The organism is Streptococcus sp. 10F2, from assembly GCF_054331515.2.
Genome location: NZ_JBTGGE020000093.1, coordinates 1 through 2,627 on the forward strand (window position 1 = coordinate 1; position 2,627 = coordinate 2,627).

Consider the following 2,627-nt stretch of genomic DNA (forward strand, 5'->3'; position numbering starts at 1 on the left):
GAAAAGAATAACTGTTTGTTGGTCCTGACGGATCGTCGTAGTCGTTATCAAATCATGAGATTAATTCCTGATAAAACCGCTCAATCTGTAAACCAATCCCTCAAACAAATTCTAAATGAGCACAACATCCTATCTCTTACAACGGATAACGGTACCGAGTTCTATCGATTATCAGAAGTGTTTCCAGAAGAACATATCTATTACGCACACCCTTATTCATCTTGGGAAAGAGGTACTAATGAAAACCAGAATAGGCTCATACGCAGATGGTTACCAAAAGGAACCAAAGAAACGACCCCAAAAGAGGTCGCCTTTATTGAAAATTGGATAAACAACTATCCTAAAAAATGCTTGGGCTACAAGTCACCGAAGGAATTTCTTATCGGTGGCTAACTTCAACTTGAAATTTATATTTGTTATACTATTACTAATTATTAGTAAAAAGGAGAAGAGGCGATGGGGCTTTTAGTAGATGGAAAATGGGTGGACCAATGGTATGATACCAAATCCACGAGTGGTAAATTTGTGCGAACCGTTACGCAGTTTCGGAATTGGATAACACCAGATGGTCAACCTGGTCCGACTGGTGAGGGAGGTTTTAAAGCAGAGTCAGGTCGCTACCATCTCTATGTATCCCTTGCTTGTCCTTGGGCGAGTCGAACCTTGGTGATGCGAAAATTGAAAGGGTTAGAAGAGCATATCTCGTTGTCTGTTGTGAATCCTTTTATGTTGGAAAACGGCTGGACTTTCGCAGAAGGTTCAGGTGTGATTGAAGATAGTATTTTGCATAGTGACTATCTTTACCAAGTCTATCTAGAAGCAGATGCCCACTATACAGGCCGAGTAACGGTTCCTGTTTTGTGGGATAAGAAAACCAGGACAATTGTTAGTAATGAATCATCCGAAATTATACGGATGTTTAATTCAGCCTTTAATGACGTGACTGGAAATCAGGAAGATTATTATCCGCAAGAATTACAAGAAGCCATTGATGAGATGAACGATTTTATCTATCCTACTATTAACAATGGAGTGTATAAAGCCGGTTTTTCAACCAATCAAAAGGTTTACGAGGAAGAAGTAGCCAATGTTTTTAAGGCTTTAGACAAACTGGAAGTTCACTTGGAAAATCAAGATTACTTGGTTGGGAATCGTTTGACAGAAGCAGATATTCGATTATTCACAACATTAGTCCGTTTTGATGCTGTTTATTTTGGTCATTTTAAATGTAATCTCAAAGCATTGGTGGATTATCCGAATCTTTGGAATTATACTAAGCGACTGTATCATTATCAAGGAATTTCAGAAACTGTTGATTTTAGCCAGATCAAAGAACACTATTATGGAAGCCACAAAACGATTAATCCAACAGGGATTATACCAGTTGGACCTAACTTGGACTGGAGCCTCTAGTCATCAAGCTAGGAGAGAACCAAGTTTTTAAGATGGCTACAGTTTCGGCACTATTTTGATATAATGAAGAAAATGAAAATTGAGGAGCCCGTTTCCTGGTGCTGATACGTTAAAGGAGATACAGATGATAAAATTGCTTGCGGTTGATATGGATGGAACTTTGCTAGACGAAAATAAGAAGTTGAAGCAAAAGACGCTTACGGATTTGGAAACAGCTATAAAATCTGGTGTTGTACCGGTAATCTGTACAGGACGTCCTTTGTCTGGAGTTCTTCCTTATCTACAAGTGCTAGATTGGATTGGGAAAGACGCCTATATTATCATTAACAATGGTGCGACGATTTATCGGACAAAGGATTTATCGATTCATTCTTGGTCTGGTTTGTCAGAGGAAGAATTGCTGTTGTTGGATAGTATCTCACAAGAATCAACAGCTCAATTGACGGTGTTTGATGAGCGTGATTATCTAGTAGTCGGGGAAGATGCTGGAGACTTGGTAACGATGGATGCTGGTTTGGTTTTTGCTGAACCTAAGCGTGTCGAGCTAGAGGATCTGTTAACGAGTCAGGAAAAGATTTTTCAAGCTATGTACTTAGATGAAAAAGAAGCACTCGATCAATTTGAAGCGGATTATGGATCGAAATTGGCAGAGCACTTTGAAGTAGTAAGATCTCAAGATTATATTTATGAGTGTTTACCAAAAGGAACGAATAAAGCAATAGGTCTTTCCTATTTAGTGCAAGATTTAGGATTTACCAGTGCTGAGGTAATGGCAATTGGCGATGCCAATAATGATTTGGAAATGTTAGCTTATGCGGGGTGGTCTGTAGCCATGGGTAATGCGAATGAGGCTGTGAAAAAAGTTGCTAAATTCCAAACTGGATCTCATGCAGAAAATGGAGTCGGTCAAGCTATTCGAGAGATTCTTTTACCTGCGAATCAGAACTAGAAGTTCGTTTGGAAAATAGAGCTAGTGCTTATGGAGCGATCATGGCTCGTCATTCAATGAATGGATATAAGAATGCTTGTTTAGTCATAGATTTCAAGCGACATTTTAGATTTACACTCTATAATGTCTAATCCTGAAATAGTATGCTAGTAACTAAAAATGGGGAATAGTTTTTGATAGGGCAACGTTTGGACGCTGCCCTATTTTTGATTCCCCAATATCTGTGTAGACATGAGCGATTATGAATTGTAGAAAAAATTTCTTG

Annotated in this window: 3 protein-coding genes; all 3 read left to right on the plus strand. The window is 38.8% G+C overall.

The genetic code is table 11. From position 1 onward, the window contains the following. Positions 1-393, plus strand: a 393-nt coding sequence (locus tag ACXM1Q_RS09070; protein ID WP_458517779.1) for an IS30 family transposase, incomplete at its 5' end; no start/stop codon positions are given. Positions 394-456: 63 nt separating this feature from the next. Then, positions 457-1,413 (plus strand): glutathione S-transferase family protein, encoded by a 957-nt coding sequence (locus tag ACXM1Q_RS09075; protein WP_458517780.1) that lies wholly within the window; start codon positions 457-459, stop codon positions 1,411-1,413. Positions 1,414-1,537: 124 nt separating this feature from the next. Further along, complete coding sequence (locus tag ACXM1Q_RS09080) at positions 1,538-2,362, plus strand: Cof-type HAD-IIB family hydrolase (protein WP_458517781.1); 825 nt, start codon at positions 1,538-1,540, stop codon at positions 2,360-2,362. The last annotated feature ends 265 nt before the right edge of the window (positions 2,363-2,627 follow it).

Coding starts and splice junctions, on each gene's coding strand:
- ACXM1Q_RS09080 (WP_458517781.1), top strand. CDS start 1,538: ATGATAAAATTGCTTGCGGTTGATATGGATGGAACTTTGCTAGACGAA.
- ACXM1Q_RS09075 (WP_458517780.1), top strand. CDS start 457: ATGGGGCTTTTAGTAGATGGAAAATGGGTGGACCAATGGTATGATACC.